General features: G+C 76.4%; 13 protein-coding genes and 1 riboswitch. Of the genes, 2 read left to right on the top strand and 11 right to left on the bottom strand.

Annotation, left to right across the window (positions count from 1 at the left end):
• Positions 1–2: 2 nt before the first annotated feature.
• From ACI79E_RS14555 to ACI79E_RS14545, 3 genes are all read right to left on the bottom strand, one after another.
• Entirely contained in the window at positions 3–983 is a 981-nt protein-coding gene (locus ACI79E_RS14555; protein WP_456933271.1) for a sugar kinase, read from the bottom strand.
• Positions 976–2,418, bottom strand: coding sequence for an Nramp family divalent metal transporter (locus ACI79E_RS14550; protein WP_456933270.1), 1,443 nt, complete (start codon positions 2,416–2,418; stop codon positions 976–978). The genes ACI79E_RS14555 and ACI79E_RS14550 overlap by 8 nt, the downstream gene beginning before the upstream one ends.
• A 93-nt stretch (positions 2,419–2,511) precedes the next feature.
• A complete protein-coding gene (locus tag ACI79E_RS14545) occupies positions 2,512–3,795 on the bottom strand; it encodes an alpha-hydroxy acid oxidase (protein WP_456933269.1) in 1,284 nt (427 codons plus the stop codon).
• A gap of 176 nt (positions 3,796–3,971) precedes the next feature.
• On the opposite strand from ACI79E_RS14545, the gene ACI79E_RS14540 reads away from it, so the two are divergent.
• Positions 3,972–5,771, top strand: coding sequence for an IlvD/Edd family dehydratase (locus ACI79E_RS14540; protein ID WP_456933268.1), 1,800 nt, complete (start codon positions 3,972–3,974; stop codon positions 5,769–5,771).
• Between the two features lie 6 nt (positions 5,772–5,777).
• Here the strand turns inward: ACI79E_RS14540 and eda are convergent, their stop codons facing one another.
• From eda to ACI79E_RS14500, 8 genes are all read right to left on the bottom strand, one after another.
• Positions 5,778–6,434, bottom strand: coding sequence for a bifunctional 4-hydroxy-2-oxoglutarate aldolase/2-dehydro-3-deoxy-phosphogluconate aldolase (eda, locus tag ACI79E_RS14535; protein WP_456933267.1), 657 nt, complete (start codon positions 6,432–6,434; stop codon positions 5,778–5,780).
• Entirely contained in the window at positions 6,431–7,372 is a 942-nt protein-coding gene (locus ACI79E_RS14530; RefSeq protein ID WP_456933266.1) for a phosphoglycerate dehydrogenase, read from the bottom strand. The genes eda and ACI79E_RS14530 overlap by 4 nt, the downstream gene beginning before the upstream one ends.
• A gap of 89 nt (positions 7,373–7,461) precedes the next feature.
• Positions 7,462–9,615, bottom strand: a complete 2,154-nt coding sequence (locus tag ACI79E_RS14525) for a putative bifunctional diguanylate cyclase/phosphodiesterase (RefSeq protein WP_456933265.1) — start codon at positions 9,613–9,615, stop codon at positions 7,462–7,464.
• 140 nt (positions 9,616–9,755) lie between these two features.
• On the bottom strand, positions 9,756–10,346 hold the full coding sequence (locus ACI79E_RS14520; RefSeq protein ID WP_456933264.1) for a hypothetical protein: 591 nt from the start codon (positions 10,344–10,346) through the stop codon (positions 9,756–9,758).
• Positions 10,347–10,358: 12 nt separating this feature from the next.
• The gene (locus ACI79E_RS14515; protein WP_456933263.1) at positions 10,359–11,528 is read right to left on the bottom strand and encodes a zinc-dependent alcohol dehydrogenase; all 1,170 of its coding nucleotides are present in this window, start codon (positions 11,526–11,528) and stop codon (positions 10,359–10,361) included.
• 180 nt (positions 11,529–11,708) lie between these two features.
• Entirely contained in the window at positions 11,709–13,361 is a 1,653-nt protein-coding gene (locus ACI79E_RS14510; protein ID WP_456933262.1) for a bifunctional 3'-5' exonuclease/DNA polymerase, read from the bottom strand.
• Between the two features lie 37 nt (positions 13,362–13,398).
• Positions 13,399–13,767, bottom strand: a complete 369-nt coding sequence (locus tag ACI79E_RS14505; RefSeq protein ID WP_456933261.1) for a hypothetical protein — start codon at positions 13,765–13,767, stop codon at positions 13,399–13,401.
• A 10-nt stretch (positions 13,768–13,777) separates the two neighbouring features.
• Positions 13,778–15,025 (bottom strand): MFS transporter, encoded by a 1,248-nt coding sequence (locus ACI79E_RS14500; protein ID WP_456933260.1) that lies wholly within the window; start codon positions 15,023–15,025, stop codon positions 13,778–13,780.
• Between the two features lie 722 nt (positions 15,026–15,747).
• Positions 15,748–15,898, top strand: a riboswitch (cyclic di-AMP (ydaO/yuaA leader).
• Positions 15,899–15,904: 6 nt separating this feature from the next.
• On the opposite strand from ACI79E_RS14500, the gene ACI79E_RS14495 reads away from it, so the two are divergent.
• Positions 15,905–16,439 (top strand): transglycosylase family protein (locus ACI79E_RS14495; RefSeq protein ID WP_456933259.1); only part of this gene is annotated, 535 nt, incomplete at its 3' end.

The following is a 16,439-nucleotide window of genomic DNA, read 5'->3' as shown; positions in this document are numbered from 1 at the left end:
CGTCACCTCCCGAGGTCGACGGTCTGGTCGAGGAACGCGGTCAGTTCACGGCGGCTGGGCAGGCCCTCGTAGTCACCCAGGCCCTGGACGCAGAAGGCACCCATGGCGTTGGCGGTGCGCAGCCGCCCGGCCGGCTCGGCCCCCCAGAGGGAGGCGGCGAGGTAGCCGGCGGCGAACGCGTCGCCGGCGCCCACGGGGTCGACCTGGCGGGCGGGGAAGCCCGGCGAGGTCAACCGCTCGCCGTCCACCAGTGCCGTGCAGCCGCGGGCGCCCTGCTTGAGCACGACCTCCCCGGGCCCGGCGTCGGCGAGCCGCTCCAGGCCGGTGTCGTCGTCCCAGCCCCACAGGGCGCGGGCCTCGTCGTCGCCCACGAGCAGGACGTCGACGTGCGGGAACAGGGCCTCGCTGGCGGCGCGGGCCGCGGCCGGCTCCCACAGCCGGCTGCGGTAGTTGACGTCGTAGCTCACCCGCACGCCCGCCGCCCGCGCCGTGCGCGCCGCCCACGGCAGGAACTCCACCGCCTCCGGGGACAGCGCTCCGGTGATCCCGGTGAGGTGCAGGAAGGCCGCCCCCTCGAGGACGGCCGGGTCGAAGGCGCCCGGCGCGAGGGTCGAGGCCGCCGAGCCGCGGCGGTAGTAGTAGACCCGCAGCGCCCCGGCCACCTCCTCGCGCAGGTACAGGCCGGTGGGCCGGTCGGGGTCCCGGCGCACCGCGCGGGTGTCCACCCCCTCCGCGCGCACCCGGTGCAGCACCAGCTCGCCGGGCTCGTCGTCCCCCAGCGCGCTCACCCAGGCGGCGGGGACGCCGAGCCGGGACAGCCCGATCGCCACGTTGCTCTCCGCGCCGCCGATCGACAGCGTGACCGCGCCGGCGTGGCGGAGCCGGCCCGGCGCGGTGGGGACGACCAGCACCATCGTCTCCCCCGCGGTGACCACCCGCGGGACCGCTCCCTCGCCCGCCGCCGACCCCTGCGGCTCAGCCACCGAACAGGGTCCGCAACTGCTCGTTGAAGGTCAGCACGGTCAGGAAGCCGAAGAGCAGGAAGGCCCAGACCAGGGCGGCGACCCGGACGCCGCCCGGGCGGATCTCCCTCGGCAGCGTCCGCCGGTTCACCAGGAGCAGCAGCGCGGAGTAGATGAACATCATCAACCCGCCGGTGACCGCCGAGATGACCAGCAGGATCAGCGGCTGGGACAGCCCGGACAGCAGCACGATGATGCCGATCCCGACCAGGCCCCACACCAGCGCGAAGTAGATCTTGCTCTCGTTCGCGTCGCGCAGGTACGCGGTCTTGAGGACGTCGGCACCGAGCCGGCTGGTGTAGTCGACGATGCCGAGCGCGGCGGCGAACAGCGAGATCGCGCCGATGATCCAGAAGAAGGTGCCGAACCAGCCGCCGACGGTCTCGTTGAGCACCTCGCCCTCCGCCTGCAGGAACGAGATGTCGCTGGCCAGCCCTTCCCGGCCGAACACGGTGGCGTAGGCCAGCAGCGAGGTGAACAGGATGGTGAGGAAGCTGATCAGCACGAACGTGGTCAGCTGCTCGGTGTTGGCGAACTTCCACCAGCGCCGCCACCGGCCCAGGTTCTCCGGGGTGGGTTCGAACACGAAGCCGGTGGAGGGGGCCGCCTCCGGGTGACCGGTGATCGGGCTGACGATCCGCGGGACGTAGGCGCCCATGCCGAAGCGCTTGTCGCGGATCCAGTTGCTCTGGCACAGGTTCTGCCCGCCGCCGGCCCCGGCGAACGCCAGCGCGCCCATCAGCAGCGCGAAGCCGAGCTCCTCGGCGGGCAGCCCGGCCTCGGTGACGATCTGCGGCACGTCCGCCCAGGTCGAGGCGCCGATCACGGCGATCGAGGCGACGACGATGAGCAGCAGGACCGCGGCGACCTTGACCATCTGGATCTTCTCGAGGGCCTGGTACACCACCGGTGCCATGGTGAGGATGACGCCGATCAGCAGGAGGAAGCCGATCGCGATCGGCACCACGCTGCCGCCGACCAGGTAGGTGACCAGCGTCGCCGAGCTCGTCGCCCACCCGGGCCAGATGTTGGCGAAGTAGGCCAGGATCGCGAACACCAGGCCCCAGTGCCGCCAGTAGCGGCTGAAGCCGGTGAGCGCGGTCTCCCCGGTGGCCAGGGTGTAGCGCTCGATCTCCATGTTGAGGAAGTACTGGGTGGCCAGGCCGACGAACGCCGCCCAGACGAAGACCAGGCCGACCTGGGAGGCGATGTAGGGGTAGAGGATGAACTCACCGCTGGCCATGCCGACGCCGGCGGCGATGATCCCCGGGCCGATGACGTGCCGGAAACTGGACGGCGGCTCGGGCAGGTCCCGCACCGACGGCGCCGCCAGGTGCTTGGTCGGGAAGAGGTCCACCACCGAGGAGGGCCGACCTCCGGGACGCGTCGAGACCATGGTGCCCCCTGTGTGAGCTGCGTCACTTCCTCAGGCGGTCCCCATTCCTGCACGTCCCGCGCGCGACGGCAACCCCGGGGTGCACTCCTGTGGTCAGACCGAGACGTTCGGGTAGTCCCCGCTGCCGTGCGGCGTGAAGGCGACGTGCCGCTCGGAGAGGTCCGCGCTGCGGCGCACGCCCAGCAGCTGCATCGAGCGCAGGTACTCCTGGGCGAGGATCTCGTAGGTCCGGGCCACCCCCTGCTGGCCGCCGGCCATGAGCCCGTACAGGTAGGCCCGGCCGATCATCACCGCGTCCGCGCCGAGCGCGCGGGCGGCCACGACGTCCTGCCCGTGCAGGACCCCGCCGTCGATGAGCACGGTGGCCCGCGGGCCCACCTCCGCGCGGATCGCCGGGAGGACGTCCAGCGTCGCCGCGGAGCGGTCCAGCTGGCGGCCGCCGTGGTTGGAGACCACCACGCCGTCGGCCCCGTGCTCCACCGCCTCGCGCGCCGAGGCGGGCGTCGTCACCCCCTTGACCAGCAGCGGGCCCCGCCAGCGCGCGCGCAACCAGTCCAGCGAGGTGAGGTCCAGGCGCGGGTCGAACATCATGCCGGCCACCTCGCCCGGGGTCGGGTTGCCGGGGACGCCGGTGAGCGAGGCGAAGGTCATCCCCCCGGTGGTCAGCTTGTCGAACCACCACCGGGGGAACCGGGACATGTTGAGGACGGTCCGGGCGGTGAGCGTGGGCGGGATGGTCAGGCCGTTGACGACGTCGCGGTAGCGCATGCCCGACACCGTGGTGTCGACGGTGAGCAGCAGCGTCGAGTAGCCCGCCGCCTCCGCCCGGGCCAGCAGGTCCGCGTTGAGCTCGCGGTTCGCGGTGAAGAACAGCTGGAACCACAGGTCGGCTCCCGGCGCCGCCGCCCGCACGTCCTCGATCGAGGTGGAGCCCACCGTGGACAGGGCGTAGGGCACGCCCACGTGCGCGGCCACGGAGGCGACGCCGGCCTCCCCGTGGTGGTGCATCATCCGCGTGTAGCCGGTGGGCGCGAACACCAGCGGCATCGCGATCCGCCGACCGAGCACCTCCACGCCGGGGTCCGGGTCGGCCACCGACCGCAGGGCGTCCGGCAGGAAGGTGACCCGCCGGTAGGCCGCGACGTTGCGGGCCGCGGTGATCTCCTCCTCCGCCGCGCCGTCGACGTAGTCGAAGACCGCGCGGGGTGTGGTGCGGCGGGCCGCCGCGCGCAGGTCCCGCACGGTCAGCGCCCGCTCCAGGCGGCGCGCGGTGCGGCCGGCACGCGGCCGGCGGAACCGCACGACCTCGCGGAGCTCCGACCACCGCGGCACCTGGCGGGCCGTGCGGAGCGGCGGCAGCGGCACCTCGTCGGTCATGTCCCCTCGCTCCCCGTGCACGGTGACGGCCGGCCAGGACGTGGCGCGCTCCAGGGTCGCAGGGCCGCCGTCGGTCCGCTCGTCGTCCGCCGTCGCCGGGCGGCCCGCCGTGTCACGATCGCGCCGGCAGGGCCGGGCCCCCCGACGGCGGCCCCGGCCGGCGGGAGGAGGCGGCGGTGGACGACGCGACACCGGGACGGCGACTGCGCAGCCAGGCGTGGTTCGACGACCCGCGGGACCCCGGGATGACGGCGCTCTACGTCGAGCGCTACCTCAACTGGGGGCTCACCCGCGAGGAGCTCCAGTCCGGGCGGCCGGTGGTCGGGATCGCGCAGACCGGCTCGGACCTCGCCCCGTGCAACCGCCACCACCTGCAGTTGGCGCAGCGGGTGCGCGAGGGCATCCGCGACGCCGGCGGGCTGGCGCTGGAGTTCCCGGTGCACCCCATCCAGGAGACCGGACGGCGCCCCACGGCGGCGCTGGACCGCAACCTCGCCTACCTCGGCCTGGTCGAGGTGCTGCACGGCTACCCGCTCGACGGGGTCGTGCTGACCACCGGCTGCGACAAGACGACGCCGGCCTGCCTGATGGCCGCGGCCACGGTCGACCTGCCGGCGATCGTGCTGTCCGGCGGCCCGATGCTCGACGGCTGGTACGACGGCGTGCGGACCGGGTCGGGGACCATCGTGTGGCGGGCCCGCGAGCTGCTGGCCGCCGGCGAGATCGACGAGGCCGGGTTCGTCGACCTGGTCGCCTCCGCGGCGCCCTCCCCCGGCCACTGCAACACGATGGGCACGGCGTCGACCATGAACGCCGTCGCCGAGGCCCTCGGCATGAGCCTGCCCGGCTGCGCGGCGATCCCCGCCCCGCACCGGGACCGCGCCCGGATGGCCTACCTGACCGGCCGGCGGATCGTGGAGATGGTGCGGGAGGACCTCCGCCCCTCCCACGTCCTGACGCGGGAGGCGTTCGAGAACGCCGTCGTGGTCACCTCCGCGATCGGCGGGTCGACCAACGCGCCGATCCACGTCAACGCGATCGCCCGGCACGCGGGGGTGCCGCTGGACGTGGCCGACTGGCAGGAGCTGGGCCTGGGCGTGCCGCTGATCGTGGACCTGCAGCCGGCCGGCCGGTTCCTCGGCGAGGAGTTCCACCGGGCCGGTGGCGTGCCGGCCGTCGTCCACGAGCTGATGGCGCACGGGCTGGTCCACGAGGACGCCCTCACCGTCACCGGCCGGTCGATCGGCGAGAACTGCCGGGCGACCTCGGCGACCGACCGGGAGGTCATCCGCACCTTCGACACCGCGCTGCTGCCCGACGCCGGCTTCCTGGTGCTGCGGGGCAACCTGTTCGACAGCGCGATCATGAAGACCAGCGTCATCTCCCCGGAGTTCCGGGAGCGCTACCTGTCCGACCCCGAGCACCCGGGGGTGTTCCAGGTGCGCGCCGTCGTCTTCGACGGTCCGGAGGACTACCACGCCCGCATCGACGACCCCGCGCTGGCGGTCGACGAGACCTGCCTGCTGGTCATCCGCGGCGTCGGCCCGCTGGGCTACCCGGGCTCGGCCGAGGTGGTGAACATGCAGCCGCCCGCCGCGTTGATCCGGGCCGGGGTGCACGCGCTGCCGTGCATGGGCGACGGCCGCCAGTCGGGCACGTCGGGCTCGCCGTCGATCCTCAACGCCTCCCCGGAGGCGGCCGCCGGCGGGGGGCTGGCACTGCTGCGCACGGGGGACGTCGTCCGCATCGACGTCGGGTCCGGGCGGGCCGACGTGCTGCTGCCCGACGAGGAGCTGGCGGCGCGGCGCCGGGCGCTGGAGGAGGCCGGCGGCTACCCGGTGCCGGAGTCGCAGACGCCGTGGCAGGAGATCCAGCGCGGGATGGTCAGCCAGCTCGACGAGGGGATGGTGCTGCGTCCCGCGGTGGGCTACCGGCGCGTGGCGCAGACCGCGGGCATCCCGCGCGACAACCACTGAGCGGCCTCACCCCGGGCCCGCGTCGCGCTGCACCAGCGCCACCGCCTCGGCGGTCAGCCGGCGGACCGTCGCGACGTCGCCGGCCGCGACGCGGTCGCGGGGCACCATCCACGAGCCGCCGACCGCCAGCACCGCGTCGACCGCGAGGTAGTCGGCCACGTCCGCCGGCCCGATGCCGCCGGTGGGGACGAAGCGGACGCCACCGAACGGTGCGGCGAGCGCCCGGATCGCCGCGGGGCCCCCCGACGTGCCGGCGGGGAAGAACTTGACCGCCGTGAGACCGAGCTCCAGGGCGGCTTGCACCTCGGTGGCGGTCACCGCACCGGGCAGGGCCAGGACGCCGTGCTCGGCGCACCGCTCGACGACCGCGCGGCCGAGGCCGGGCGAGACGACGTAGGACGCGCCGGCGGCCACGGCCTGGTCGACCTGGGCCGGGGTGAGCACGGTGCCGGCCCCGAGCAGGACGTCGCCCCGCTCGGCCATCACCCGCAGGGCGTCGGCCGCGGCCGGGGTGCGGAAGGTGACCTCGGCGACCGGCAGCCCGCCGTCCACCAGCGCGCCGGCCAGCGGCGCGGCGTCGGCCGCCTCGTCCAGCACGACGACCGGGACCAGCCGGGCCCGGCCCAGGGCGGCGAGCACCTCCTCCGGCGGAGGCGGGCTCACCGCTCCACCACGTTGCGCAGCTGCCCGCCGTCGAGCAGCGCGGTGACGTTGTGCGCGATCAGCTCGTCGGCGCCGACCGGCCGGCCGCCCGCGGCGTGCGGGGTCAGCAGGAGGCCTGGCGCGTCCCACAGGGGCGAGTCGGCCGGCAGCGGCTCGACCGCGGTGACGTCGAGGGCCGCCGCGGCGATGCGCCCCTCCCGGAGTGCGGCGAGCAGGGCGTCCTCGTCGACGGTGGAGCCGCGGCCGACGTTGACCACGAGCGCGTGCGGCGGCAGCGCGGCCAGCCGGGCAGCGTCCAGTGCCCTGTCGGTGGCGGCGGTCGCGGGCAGGATCATCAGCAGCACGTCGGTCCGGCCGAGCTCGGCCTCCAGGTCGTCCTCGGCGACCACGGGGAAGCCGGCCCGCTCCCCCGCGCTGCGCGCCACCCCGCGGACGTCGGCCCCGAGCGCGGACAGCAGCGGCGCGAGGTGCTGCCCGATGGCGCCGAACCCCCAGATCAGGACGCGGGCGTCGATCAGGGTGGTCACCGCGCCCTCCGGGTGCAGCGGCTGCAGCCCGCCGAGCTCGTCGGCCCAGCGGTGCCCGGCCTGCGCCCGCGCGGCGGCCGGCAGCCGGCGGACCAGCGCGAGGGTCAGGGCCAGGGCGTGCTCGGTGACCGTGCGGCTGTGCAGGCCGGCCCCCCCGGTGATGACGACGTCGTCGGGGAACCCCGCGCCGAGGACGGCGTCCGGCCCGGCCGCCAGCGTCTGCACCCAGCGCAGGCGCGGCATCCGGCCGGCCACCGCGGCGAGGTCGGCCCCCGAGTTGCCCCACACCACCAGCGCCTCGGCGTCCAGGTGCTCGTCCGGGACGGGGGCCGAGACGGCGTAGGTCACCGCGTCGACCCCCTCGGGCAGGTCCGGGGCCAGCGGGAGGGAGTCGGGCAGCAGCAGCTTCACCGGGGACGACCGCCTTCGTCGGGGACCGGGGTCGGTCAGGGTCTAGCACGCCCGCGCGGGGCCCGCAGGACCGTCGCCGGGACGCGCGGTCAGGTCCCGGCGGGGAGCCGGTCCGGCAGCTGCCCGGGCGCTGCGGGCCGGGCCAGCAGGAAACCGCTCGCGGAGTCCGCCCCGAGGGTCCGCAGCGACGCCAGCTGCTCCGGTGTCTCGACGCCCTCGGCGATGACGTGCGCCCCGATGGCGTGGGCGAGGGTGACGATCCCCGCCAGCACCGCCTCCCCGCGGGCCGAGCCGAGGTCCGCGACGAAGGACCGGTCGATCTTGATGACGTCGACCGGGAACGCGCCCAGGCGCGCCAGGGAGCTGTAGCCGGTGCCGAAGTCGTCGATGGCGATCGCCACGCCGAGCGCCCGCACCGCCGCCAGCGCCTCCAGCAGGCGGGCGCGGTCGCCCAGCGTGGACTCGGTGACCTCGATGCCGAAGCGGTCCGCGGGCAGCCCGGCCCGCCGCAGGTGCCCGGTGAGCTGCGGGACGAACCCCGCGTCGGCCAGCTGCCGCGGGGACACGTTGACCCACACCCGTGTGCCCGGCGGGTGCGCCCACGCCGCCGCCTGTCCGACGGCGCGGGCGAGGACCCACTCCCCCACCCGGTCGATGAGCCCGCTCTCCTCGGCGACGGGGATGAAGTCGCCGGGGGCGACCCGGCCGCGGACGGGGTGCTGCCAGCGGACGAGGGCCTCCACGTGCGCGATCTGCCCGGACGCGAGGTCGAAGGCGGGCTGGTACTCCACGAACAGCTCGTCGCGGTCCAGCCCCTGGCGGAGGTCCTGCTCGAGGCGGACCCGCTGCACCGAGCGGGTGTGCAGCTGCTCGTCGAACCAGGCCACCCGCTCCCGGCCGGCGTCCTTGGCGGCGTAGAGGGCGGCGTCGGCGTCCCGCAGCAGCCGGGGCAGGTCGGCGCGGTCGGCCGCGGCGGCCAGCCCCACGCTCGCGGTGACCAGCAGCCGGGCGCCGACGTGCACGGGCTCCCGGCTGGCGGCGACGACCGCCTCGGCGAGCCGGCCGGCCGCCTCGCAGCCGGCGTCCACCAGGGCCACCACGAACTCGTCGCCGCCGAAGCGGGCCACCAGGTCCCCCGGCCCGGCCAGGTCCGCCAGGCGCCGGCCGAAGGCCACCAGCAGCCGGTCGCCGAGCGCGTGGCCCAGGCTGTCGTTGACCAGCTTGAAGCGGTCCAGGTCGATGAACAGGACCGTCACGCCGACCCCCGGGCGGGCGGCGAGCACCCGGTCGACCTCCTGCACCAGTCCGGCCCGGTTGAGCAGCCCGGTCAGCTCGTCGTGGGTGGCCCGGTGGGCGAGGTGCCGCTGCGCCGCCTCCGCCTCCGCCCGGGCGGCCCGCTCCGCGGCCAACAGGCGCTCCCGCTCCAGTTCCATCTCCCGCCGGTCGGCGGTGTCGCGGAAGTAGATGCCGATCCCGCCCCGGCGCAGCGGGTAGGCCCGCGCCTCGCACCACAGGTCGGCCGCCGGGTAGTGGCCCTCCACCGTCGTGGGACGCCCCGTGCGCGCGGCCCGCCGGTAGGCCTCCTCGAAAGCGGTGCCGACCAGGGCGGGGAACTCCTCCCACAGGTCCCCGCCGACGACGTCCCGGCGGGAGACGCCGAGGCGCAGCTCGGCCTGGGCGTTGATGTAGGTGACCCGCCAGTCCGCGTCGGTCCCCACGTACATGTCGCTGAAGGACTCGAGGCTGTCGACGACCTCGGCGGCGGCGCGTCGGCTCTCCGCCGTCCGGGCCGCCTCGCTCTCGGCCGCGGTCGTGTCCCGGAAGGCCACGTACGCCCGTGGGGCGTTCCCGTCGCGGAAGAGCGCCGTGGTGATCTCGGCCGGGAACGTCGTCCCGTCCGACCGGCGCATCGGGACCACGCCACGGAAGGAGCCCTCGCGGGCACGGGTCTGCACCGCGTGGGCCCACCGGCCGTCTCTGGTGTCGACGACGCCGTCCCGGCCGGCTCGGACCAGGTCCAGCTCGCCGGCGCCGAGCAGCTCGCAGGCGCGGGTGTTGGCCCCGAGGGTCCGGCCGTCGGCGGAGGTGATGAGCACGCCGTCGACGCCGTGGGTGAACAGCGCCTCGTAGACGCTGCTGCCCAGGGTCGTCCCGGTCGGGGACAGCACCACGTCCACGTACCGGGCCGCGCCCGTGCCGGCTCCGTGGTCCTGGCCGGGCCAGGGGTCGCGCCGACCAGTCATCGGCGCGGCGCTCGGCGAGGGGGGATCACGGTCTCCGGGACGGGCGGGGCGGACGGGGGCGGCTCCCGGAGTATCGGCAGCCGGGCCGCGGGGTGCAGCCGGAACGGCGTCCTCCGCGTTCCCCCCGTCGCCCGCGGCGGTCACCGCCGCAGGGCGCGCACCACCGCCCGGACGCCGAGGGCGGCACCGCCGGCCGCGGCCACCCACGGCCCCGCCACGAGGACCGGGTCCAGGAGCTGGTGGCGGGCGTCGCTGCGCCCGCGTCGCGAGCGCAGCCCGCCGCGGGTGAGCTCCGCGCGCACGCCCGTCTCGGTCACCGGGTTGTCCGGCCGCAGGCTGGCGAACGAGCGCAGGTGGCTGCCCCAGGCGTCGACGCGGTCGCCGAGCAGCAGCAGCAGCCAGTGCGCCAGGCGGCCCTCGCTGAACCGCCGGTAGGCCAGCTTCCGGATGGCGCCGGACAGGCCCCGCGGGGGCTGGGCGGTGCCGAAGACCGGGGTGACGAAGGCGTGCTCGATCGACCGCTCCCGCGGCCACTGCTCCGGCTGCCGCTCCGGGAAGTGCCAGTGCGCGCCGGTGGTCTCCGGCGCGTACACCAGCTTGGGGTGCGACGGCCGGTCGGCGGGGTCCAGGTCGGCGCCCCAGCCGGGGATGCGGGCGCGCAGCTGCTCGACGGTCTCGCCGGGTGCGCGCTTGTCCCGGACGTAGGCGCTCGGGATGTCGGCCTCGGTCACGTCGGCTCCTCCTCAGGCCGCGGTGGGCAGGATCAGCGGCTTGATGCAGCCGTCGAGCTTGGCGGAGAACACGTGGTAGGCCTCGGCGATGTCCTCCAGCGGGAACCGGTGGGTGACCATCTCCCGGGGCGTCAGGTGGCCGTTGCGCACGTGCTCGAACATCCGGGGCCACTGCCGCTTCACCGGCGTCTGGTTCATCCGCAGCGTGAGCCCCTTGTTCAGCGCGTCACCGAACTTGACCGCGTTGGGCACCGGTCCGTAGGCGCCGACGACCGAGACCGTCCCGCCCTTGCGCACCGCGTCGATCGCCCAGTTCAGCGCCACCGGTGAGCCGCCCTGCAGCTTGAGCTTGGTCCCGGTCACCTGCTGCAGCAGGTTGCCGTCGGCCTCCGCCCCCACCGCCTCGATGACGACGTCGGCGCCGAGGAAGTCGGTCTGCTTCTTCAGCTCGACCACGATGTCGTCGTACTCGTCGTAGTCCAGCGTCTCGGCGTAGGCCATGGTGCGCGCCTTCTCCAGACGCTCCTGCAGGTGGTCGACGACGATCACCCGCCCGGCGCCCATCAGCCACGACGACTGGGCGGCGATCAGCCCGACCGGGCCGGCACCGAGGACGACGACGGTGTCGCCCTGCGCGATCTCGCCCAGCTGCGCGCCGAAGTAGCCGGTCGCGGCGGCGTCGGTCAGCAGGACGGCGTCCTCGTCGTGCATCCAGTCCGGGATCTTCACCGGGCCGACGTCGGCGAACGGCACGCGGACGTACTGCGACTGGCCGCCGTCGTAGCCGCCGGTGGTGTGCGAGTAGCCGTAGATGCCGCCGACCGCCGTGGCGTTCGGGTTGACGTTGTGGCAGTTGGAGTACAGGCCCCGCGCGCAGAACCAGCAGGAGCCGCAGAAGATGTTGAACGGCACCATCACCCGGTCGCCGACCTGCAGGTTCTGCACCGACGGGCCGACCTGGTCCACGATGCCGATGAACTCGTGACCGAACGTGTGCCCGATCCGGGTGTCCGGCATCAGCCCGTGGTAGAGGTGCAGGTCCGAGCCGCAGATGGCGGCCAGGGTGACCCGGACGATCGCGTCGTTGGGGTGCTCGATCCGCGGGACGTCCTTCTCCTCCACCCGGATCTTGTACGGCCCCCGGTACACCATCGCCCGCATCGCGTCTCCCCTCGTCGCCACCGGTGACTCCGCCACCGCACGGTGCGCAGTGCCCAGCCCGGCCGCGGGCGAACCCGCCACTCGGGGCCGGACCCTCGCTGCCGTGCTCCCGGGGCCGTCAGCCGGCGATGACACCGGCCGACTTCCGCGCCCCGGTCCGCTCCTCGCTCGCTGGCGCTCGCTGCGATGCTCCCGGGGCCGTCAGCCGGCGTCGGCCCAGGAGCGGACGACCGCGACGTCCAACGGGAAGTCCACCGGGAACGCGCCGAACAGCAGCCGGCCCGCCGTGGCCGCCGCCCGGTGCACCTCCCCGACGACCGCCGCGGCGAGGGGCTCGGGGGTGTGGACGACGACCTCGTCGTGGAGGAAGAACGCCAGGTGCGGCCGCTCGCCCCCGCCGCCGAGCCGCCACAGCCGGTTGCGCAGGTCGGCCAGCCAGCACAGCGTCCACTCCGCGCCCGTGCCCTGGACGACGAAGTTGCGGGTGAACCGCCCCCAGGCGCGCCGGGCCCGCTCCCGCTCCTCCTGGGGGCCACCGCCCTCGGGCGGCTCCCCCAGGTCGGCGGGGCGCTCGGCCCAGGCACCGGTGGGCGGCGGGGACCCGCGGCCGAGCAGCGTGTGCACGACCTCACCCCGCTCGCCGGCGCGGGCGGCCTCCTCCACCAGGCCGATCGCCCGCGGGTAGCGGCGTGCCAGCCGGGGCATCATGCGGCCGCTCTCACCGCGGGTGCCCCCGTACATCGCCGCGAGCATGCCGACCTTGGCCTCGGCGCGGGTCGCCACGGCGCCGTCGGCGACCATGCCCTGGTAGAGGTCGGCCGACCGCGCCGCCTCGGCCATCGCCGCGTCGCCGCTCATGCCCGCCAGCACGCGGGGCTCCAGCTGCGCGACGTCCGCGACCACCAGCGCCCACCCGTCGTCGGCGACCGCCGCCGGGCGGACCTGCACCGGCACCGACAGCGCTCCCCCGCCGGTGGACGCCCACCGCCCGGTCACGACCCCGCCGGGCAGGAACCACGACCGGAACCGGCCGCCGCGCACCCAGGTCTCCAGCCAGCTCCAGCCGTTGGCCTGCAGCAGCCGCGACAGCTTCTTGTACTCCAGCAGCGGGAGGACCGCGGGGTGGTCGACCGACTCGAGCGTCCACGACCGGGTGTCGTCCACCGCCACGCCCGCCGCCTGCAGGGCGCGCAGCACCGCGGCCGGGGAGTCCGGGTTCAGCTCGGGGGCGCGCAGGGCGGCGCGGACCTCCCCCGCCAGTCGCTCCAGCACGGCCGGGCGCTGCCCCGGCGCCGGTCGTGGCCCCAGCAGGTCGGTGAGGATGCGCTCGTGCACGTCGGCCCGCCACGGCAGCCCCGCGGCGGTCATCTCGGCGGCCACCAGGGCCCCGGAGGACTCGGCGGCCAGCAGCAGCTCCAGGCTGCTCCGCCGCGCCGACGCGGCGAGGGCCGCCTGCTGACGGGCGTCCTCGGCGAGCGGGTCCAGCCGGTCGGCGGGGTCCGCGAGCGGGAAGAGGGCGGCGTCCGTGGCGGTCACCGGCTGCAGCGCGTCCCAGCCGGGGGTGTCGGGGCCGGCGAGGACGGACCGGTCGACGAACGGCGACCGGCGGAGGAGGGCGTGGCTCAGCCGCAGGTCGGTGCAGCGCTCGACCCGGACGCCGGCGTCCAGCAGCGCGGGGTACCAGCGGGTCGTGTCGTCCCAGACCCAGCGGACCGGCGTGGCCTCCCGCTCGCGGACGAACCGGGGCAGCTCGGCGGCCGGCAGCCGGGTGACCGCTCCCGGCGTCCCGTCGTCGGGCAGCTCGCGCGCCTCGACGGTGCCCTCGCCGCACCGCAGGAGGACGACGCGATCCACCCGACCAGTGTCGCCGGGGGGTCCGACGGTCGGGCGGCTACGCCGCGCCGAGCAGCCGGCGCACGCAGCGGACCGGCCACCCCGCCACCCGCAGGGGCACGCCGGCGGCGGCGCGCACCGCGCGGCCTCCGAACCGCAACAGGTCGGCGTACTCCGCCGGCCGCGGCCCACCGGGCGTCGCCGGCCGCGCGGCGGCGGGGGCGGCGGCCGGCGGAGCGGGGTCCGGCGGCGGGGTGGCCGGCACGAGCAGGTCGACCGCCGTGCGACGCCGCGGCCCCCGCAGCGACTCGAACGACGGGATGGCCGGCGTCGCCGGCGACTCCTCCTCCGGGTCCGGGTCCGGCCCCCGCCGGTGCAGGTCGTGGACCGTGCCCACGGACTCGTCCCCCCGCGACCTGGTCGGCATGGCCCCGACCCTAGCCGCGTCCCCCGGACGCCGTCGGGCGGTCGGTGGCCGGCTCCCGCGGCGCGGGCCGGCGGGAGAGGACGACGACGGCGAGGACGGCGGGGACGACGGGCACCGCGAGCAGCAGCAGCGCGGCGGGCCGCTCGCCGCCCGCCGCGGCGACGGTCCCGGCGAGCACCGGGGCCAGGAGACCGGCGCAGCCCCACGCGGTGAACACCCGGCCGTAGACCGTGGGGAAGGCGCGGGCGCCGACCCGGTCCGCCGTCGCCGCCGGGACCAGCGCCGACACCGCCCCGTAGGCCAGCCCGACGGCGGTGAGGGCCGCCAGCACGGCGGCGGGGGCGGCCGAGGCGGCCAGCACCGCGACGGCCGCGGCCGTGACGGCCAACGCGGTCGCCAGCGCGGGCAGGCGCCCGACGGCGTCGGACCACCACCCGGCGGTCAGCCGCCCGGCGAGGTTGCCGGCCGCGAGGAGCGCGACGGCCGCACCCGTCGCGCCGGGGCCCAGGCCCCGCGCCGCCGCGAGCGGTGCGGCGGTGGCGAACAGGACCAGGCCGGGCGCGGCGCCGCCGGCGAAGAGCACCCACAGCGCGACCAGGGTCCCGCCCGGGACGGCACCCTCGCCGGGCCCGCGGGGGCTCCCGGGCGCCCGGTCGGCCGGGGCCAGCACGGCGGCGACGGCGAGCAGGGCGGCCGTCGTCCCGGCCAGGACCGCCAGGCAGGTCCGCCACCCGACGGCGGGCAGCGCGGCGGGGGCGACCAGTCCGAGCAGCACCGGCCCGGCCGCGTACGCCCCGACCACCACGCCGCTGGCGGTGCCGCGCCGCCGCTCGGGGACGCGGGCGGCCAGCGACACGGCCACGCCGTAGGCCAGGCCGTTGGCGGCCCCGAACAGCAGCCCGATCCCCAGCCACGGCAGCTCCGGCCGCTGCGCCGCGGCGGTCAGCCCCAGCCCGGCACCGGCGAGGACGGCGGCGGTGGTGAGCAGCGCCCGCGGTCCGTGGCGGCGCAGGGCGGCGCCCACGCCCAGCAGGCTGACGGTGAAGACCACGAGCGCGGCGGCGAACACCCCCGGGCCGCTGCCCGGTGGGGCACCGGTGTCGGCCCCCACCTGCGGCGCGACCAGGCTCCAGGCGAACAGCGTCCCGACCGCGAGGTCCGCGAGGACTCCGGCCGCGACCAGGCGGACCGTCGGCGTGCGGCCCGGCGGTCGGTGACCGGTCGCGCGCCGGTCGGGACGGAACGGCCACCTGTCCACGGTCCTCCCGCTCCGGTCCCGGACGGACGAGGTGGCCAGGATGGGTCGCCGGCTGCTGCGGGGCCACCCCGCGGACGACGCCGGGACGACTCCCGGCGGGGCCGCCACCGTGCTCGGCTCCCGGCACGGTCTGCGAGGGGTCCCGGTGCCCCTCCAGCTGGACCACCCCATCGTCGCGGCTCACGACCGGGACGCGTCGGCGCGCTTCCCGACCGACGTCCCGGGCCCGGCACCGCCCACCCCCTCCGGGCCGTTCGCCGTCGTCACCCTGACCAACGGCGTGTCGCCGGACCCCCTGGCGAGGACCCGGTCACGCCGCGGCACCACCCGTTCCTGGACACCCAGGACAGGGGGCGCGGCGTCGACTGGCCCGACCCGGACGGCCACCTGCTGGAGGCCATCACCCGCCGTACGGCGGCTGGGCGCGCCACGACCTGAGCCCGCCGCGCGGCGCACCGCGGGGACGACTCGCGCTCTGCCGGTGCTGCAGCCCCGGTGGTGCACGGGGAACACCGGCACCGCGCACCGCCGGGACGGCGACACGCCGTCCCGGGCCGTGAGCCGACTCACCGACCCGGTCCGCCGCCCGCCGCGCGACCTGCCCGTTCGCCGAGGACGCCGGGATCGTGACCGGCGTTACGGCGACAGTGCACATGACAGCCCGTAGCGTTTTGGCTGCGTTCAGCAAAGAGAACGTGGCACCGGTCCGCCCAACCCTGCCCACCGGCTGTCATCCAGATCCCTCAGGGCAGGGGTGGGGGACCCGACGTTCCCGGCGCGTCCGACGCGCCTCGGGGTGAAGCCGCGCACCGCGGCCGGGCACCGATCGCCCGAACCCGACAGCTCACCTCGCCGGCGGTGATCGGAGACCACATCCCCATGGCAAAGCACCGCGCGCCCCGTTACCTCCGCACCAAGAAGGCGCTCTCGAACGTCCCCGTCGCAGCCGGCGCCACCGTCGTCGGGCTCGGCGTCCTCAGCACCCCGGCCAGCGCCGCGACCACCCACGACTGGACCGGCGTGGCCCAGTGCGAGTCCGGCGGCGACTGGACCATCAACACCGGCAACGGCCACTACGGCGGCCTGCAGTTCACCCCCTCGACCTGGGCCGGCTACGGCGGCACCACCCTCGCCCCCCGCGCGGACCTCGCGACCCCCGCCCAGCAGGTCGAGATCGCCGAGCGCGTGCTCGCCGGCCAGGGCATCGGCGCCTGGCCGACCTGCGGGGAGCTCCTGACCGGCGGCACCACCGCCGCCGCGACCCCCGCCGCCGCACCCGCGCCCGCCCCCGCACCGGCGCCGGCGGCGGCGGCGGCGGCTCCCCCCGCGCCCCCCCCCGCCCCGGCCCCCCCCAGCCCGTCGGTGGAGGCGCTGGTGTCAGGCCTTGACGATCGCGGCCACCGGGCCGCCACCC

The sequence above is a fragment of the Geodermatophilus sp. SYSU D00079 genome, assembly GCF_054050635.1.
The sequence above is the reverse complement of the archived record's forward strand: the minus strand, read 5'-3'. Positions and strand labels throughout refer to the sequence as shown.

What these genes read in the sequence shown, in the direction of transcription:
- ACI79E_RS14525 (WP_456933265.1), bottom strand. Translation starts at nt 9,615, where the DNA reads ATGACTGGTCGGCGCGACCCCTGGCCCGGCCAGGACCACGGAGCCGGC.
- ACI79E_RS14550 (WP_456933270.1), bottom strand. Translation starts at nt 2,418, where the DNA reads ATGGTCTCGACGCGTCCCGGAGGTCGGCCCTCCTCGGTGGTGGACCTC.
- ACI79E_RS14505 (WP_456933261.1), bottom strand. Translation starts at nt 13,767, where the DNA reads ATGCCGACCAGGTCGCGGGGGGACGAGTCCGTGGGCACGGTCCACGAC.
- ACI79E_RS14545 (WP_456933269.1), bottom strand. Translation starts at nt 3,795, where the DNA reads ATGACCGACGAGGTGCCGCTGCCGCCGCTCCGCACGGCCCGCCAGGTG.